The organism is Weissella sp. DD23, from assembly GCF_001579105.1.
Taxonomy (GTDB): Bacteria; Bacillota; Bacilli; order Lactobacillales; family Lactobacillaceae; genus Weissella; species Weissella cibaria.
On sequence record NZ_KQ970390.1, the window covers coordinates 450,527 to 454,820 of the forward strand.

A 4,294-nucleotide genomic window follows, 5' to 3' on the forward strand; every position below is an offset into this window, starting at 1 on the left:
ATTGGGCGCCTTCTAGATGCTTACGAAGCATCATGGCAAAATTAGGTGCCGTTTGCGGGTTCGCATACTTAATGCGAGAAATCTGTGCCCGCGCAAACGAAGGATGCGCACTCAATAACACTGGATAATTCGTACGATTATTACGAATCACCAGGAAAATTTCATTAGGGTATGGCTGGTGAATCTTCATGATTCGGCCACCAGCCAATGTTTCATTCAACTCACGCACCATTGCGTGCGTAAAGAGACCATCAAAAGACATGATTTGTCTCCTTTCTTTTTCTTAGACTACACTTCTGCTAAAAAGCGTCGTGACACAGATTCATCTTCTTGGAGCTTTGCAATCAAAGCATCCATACCAGTGAATTTTTCTTCACCACGAATGTAATGATGCCAACGAACGTTCACACGCTCGCCGTAAATTTCTTGTGCAAAATCAAACAGGTTAATTTCAACTGTCTTTGGCCGGTTTTCACCAAAGGTCACATTGTAACCAATCGATGCCATCCCACCGTACCATTTACCAGCGATTTCTAATTCGACCACGTACACCCCAACTCCTGGTAACCGCTCACCTGGCGTAGTTTCAATGTTGGCTGTTGGGTAACCCATTTCACGCCCACGGGCCTCACCGTGCACAACTACGCCACTAGTTTGGTAGGGCTGCGTTAACAACTCATTCAACGCATCAACCTGACCGGCATCAACCAGTTGACGTGCACGTGTTGACGCACTCTCTTCTCCGTCAACATCAACACGTGAAACTTCGATGACGTCAAAGCGACCAGCCGCGTAGCCGGGCAAGTGTGACATATCGGCTTGGGCGTCGCTAGCACCATAGGTGTGATCAAAACCAGCTACAACGGCTGTTGCACGTAAACCAATCATATACTGTTCAACAAAGTCAGCTGGCGCAAGTTTCGCCAAAGCAGACGTAAAGTTAACGACGTAAGCCACGTCAACCCCCATCTCTGCAAGCAACGTTAATTTACGTGGTAATGTCGTGAGATACGTCAAAGGGTGTTGGTGTGCAGTAAATACAACCGACGCATGTTGATCATACGTAAGCACTGCCAATTTCACACTTCGTGCCGTCGCTTCAGCTTTCGCACGATTAATCACAGCGCGATGTCCTGCGTGAACTCCGTCAAAAAAGCCCATGGCTAACACAACTGGCTCGTCGGCAATTGTGGCAGCGTCAAAAGGATGATGTAATGTGATGACTTCCATTGTCAGCGCCTCTCGTTTCAAAAATTCAATGCTTTCATAATAACATAAAACCCCGCGCAAGGCGGGGTTTAGTCAGAATATTCGCGATATAACAGCTTTTAAAAAAGAATGAGCGTTCATTTATTAAACGTGTTAGCACCCGTGTTCATCTGGTTTACCTTTCAGTCATACTGTGACGCTTACCCTGTTGAATGGCCTGACTCTCAGGCATTTGTACCAAATTTGCCTTATTTGTATTGGCTGGCATACTATCCGTACCATACCAATACACAGCGCTCGATCCACCACCCGTTACGTACACAGTGGGGTCATTCGTTGTCGCTGGTGCTTGTGCGGCAGGTGCCACACTTGATTCAGATGATGCGACAGGCGCACTACTACTTGCGGCCGGGGCTGATGCCACCGGGGCCGCTGGTGCAGCATTTACTGTATTTGTAGCTGTGCCATCGGCATAGTTGATTGTGGCATTTGGGCTTGTATTGTCAAGATATACGACCGTTGCATCATCATCCCCAGATTCTTCGCGTCCACCACCAACTTTAATCTGGATTCGCTTACCGGCGTCGTCATAGCCAACATACGCTAATCGCACTTTGCGGGGAATTAACTCGTCTTGTGCATAAAGTGGTGTCACTTGATAATCCAACCGGAAATTAGGATGTGTCGCTAACCAACTATCCAAATGGTTCTCATAGTAAAGCATGCTGGCGGTATTGCCTTCATCCATACCACTATAATTTCCTGAGTTCATCCAGGCTGTCTCAGGAACCAAGTTTCGTGCTTCATCATTTAATCCTGAGAACTGATAACCTACCAAGTGTCCACGTGCCATTAACCAAGCTTGTTTCGACCCTGTTTGTTCACCAGACTCTGAGTACCAAAACTTAAAATTGTGCCAACCAACTGGATCATACGTCAGTCGTTCGGAACGTTTCGCAGTTGGTTCTTCTGCGTTTGATAATTGAATATGACTATCACGCGCCCGGCCCAAATGATCTAGGCTAGCCATAACCATTTGTCGCTGACTAGCATAAGGCAGTGGCTTTTGCACCGTCCCGTTTAGCCCTTGAACTTGAGTTTCTGGATTTCCTGTCGCAGCGGTAGAACTCGAGGCTGCAACCGCTTTAGACGATGCACTTGATGACGTTACAGAAGTGGCCGCTTTCTTTTCACTCGAAGTCTGACTACTTGCAGCATGACTAGTTGCCTGTGATGAGGCCTTTTTTTCAACATGTGAACTAACCTGTGATGATTGGTTCTTTGCATCATCGTGTGACCCACCAGATGCGCCAACACCGACAAACAACAATAAGACCAGGCCAACCAAGCCGGTCGCTTTTAATTTATTACTCATAACGTACCTACTAAGAATTTTTTCTTAGTTTAGTATACAGAAAAACACCAGTTTTAGCTGGTGTTTTTACAAGTTCTTAATGATACAAATCAAAGCGTCCCTTAGCCATGACTTGCTTAATCCCGCCAGTTTCTAATAACGATTTATTCATAATGACCTTCTTGAGCATCGATGCCGGATAGCCACGGACTTCATGTTCGTCGCCAACCACCCCAATTGCACTCGTATTACCAATTGAACAAACTGTACCGAGTGATTTATAAGTAAATGGTGTTAATTCATAGCCCGTGACTGCAGCCAAGACGTTTTTGCCCGCAATTTCCCCCATGACTAACGCTAATTGTGCAGTCGTTGGTAAAATTTGGCCGGTTTCCGAATCCGTGGCCGCTGCAACATCACCCACAATATAAATGCGATCATCTGCTGGATCTTGCAGATATGGTGTAACACTCATGCGGTTTCGCTTTGCTTGATACCCCGACGCCGCCATAACGCTTGACCCACGTACACCGGTGGTCCAGATAATCGTGCCAGCAATCACCTCACCACTTTCGCCAGTCTCACGGTCGGCATAGTGCATCACATCTGGCTCAATCGCATTAATGCCTTTCCCTGATTCAATAACTGCCCCACGCCCTCGCAAAACCGCCAAACCATAGTCAACTAGATGCTGAGAAAAAACACTTAGTGGCCGTTTAGCGCCATCAACTGACATAATTTGAATTTGGTTAGGTGCCACGCCTGCCATTTCAGCATAGCGCTCACGGTTTTCAGAAAGTGCCCCCAACAATTCAACCCCCGTAAAACCAGCTCCTGCCACCACGATATGCAAATGGCGCGGATCATTATCTTGGCGATACGCAAACATCTCATCCGTGATGTGTTGTTGAATTCGTTCTGCTGAATCAACGGAATCCATCGGCAACGCATATTCTTGAACACCTGGAATCCCAAAATCTTCAGATTCAAATCCCAACCCAATAATTAGATAGTCAAACCCGATTGATTCATGATTAGCTAGTTCAACCCGATGCTGGGCACGATCCACCTTCGTTACCCGATCTTCAATAAATTCCGTCATCTCTGGATTTACGACATCTGCAATCGGATAAGTAATGCGATCAGCCGTCAACGCACCCGATGCCACTTCATGTAAATCCGTGGCTTCGTAGTGATAAGGATTTTGATCGACCAGCGTGATGCTCATGAATGACGCATCTGCCCGCTTTTGTAAGACCTTCAGCGCCATTAGGCCCGCATAGCCAGCACCTAAAATTACCACGTTTGTTTTCTCTGCCATATCTATTGTCTCCTTTTACACGATTTCTTAGCATGTTCCCAATCATGCCAGACTGCTTTAGTCTGTATTGTAGGTGGTGAATTTGAAGATTTTTAGGTACGACACTTACACAGTACTTAATCTAACGAAAAAAGGCGTCGAATTACCGATCAAAACTGGTAATTCGACGCCTTAAACAAGACCTATTCAATTGAAAATGTTCGATAAGGCCGGTACTGATTACGATCTGCCCGCCATTCAAAGACTGATTTCACATCACCCTGGTAGGTAATAACAATCTTATCCGCCACAGGAATCAAGGCCGTTTTAGGCAAACCAATCCCGTTCTTCACTTTTGCCCATTGCTCGTCAGTTAATGCAACATGTGGATATTGTGCCACAGCGCTGTCTAGCGGTTGCAACCAAGCGTC

The 4,294-nt window shown here is 46.3% G+C and carries 4 protein-coding genes and 1 pseudogene; all 5 read right to left on the reverse strand.

Features of this window, described 5'->3' with window-relative positions; translation table 11 throughout:
* Window positions 1–262 (reverse strand): NFACT family protein (locus tag WEIDD23_RS14355; RefSeq protein ID WP_242865392.1); only part of this gene is annotated, 262 nt, incomplete at its 3' end.
* 26 nt (window positions 263–288) lie between these two features.
* Entirely contained in the window at window positions 289–1,230 is a 942-nt protein-coding gene (ribF, locus tag WEIDD23_RS02160) for a riboflavin biosynthesis protein RibF (RefSeq protein ID WP_010373733.1), read from the reverse strand.
* 154 nt (window positions 1,231–1,384) lie between these two features.
* On the reverse strand, window positions 1,385–2,584 hold the full coding sequence (locus WEIDD23_RS02165; protein WP_010373735.1) for a DNA/RNA non-specific endonuclease: 1,200 nt from the start codon (window positions 2,582–2,584) through the stop codon (window positions 1,385–1,387).
* Window positions 2,585–2,660: 76 nt separating this feature from the next.
* Entirely contained in the window at window positions 2,661–3,884 is a 1,224-nt protein-coding gene (locus WEIDD23_RS02170) for an NAD(P)/FAD-dependent oxidoreductase (RefSeq protein WP_010373737.1), read from the reverse strand.
* Between the two features lie 182 nt (window positions 3,885–4,066).
* A pseudogene (locus WEIDD23_RS02175) lies at window positions 4,067–4,294 on the reverse strand (tRNA pseudouridine(55) synthase TruB); the annotation flags it as partial.

Bases quoted from the DNA above. Each gene is read 5' to 3' on its own strand.
- WEIDD23_RS02170 (WP_010373737.1), bottom strand. From the start codon at position 3,884: ATGGCAGAGAAAACAAACGTGGTAATTTTAGGTGCTGGCTATGCGGGC.
- ribF (WP_010373733.1), bottom strand. From the start codon at position 1,230: ATGGAAGTCATCACATTACATCATCCTTTTGACGCTGCCACAATTGCC.
- WEIDD23_RS02165 (WP_010373735.1), bottom strand. From the start codon at position 2,584: ATGAGTAATAAATTAAAAGCGACCGGCTTGGTTGGCCTGGTCTTATTG.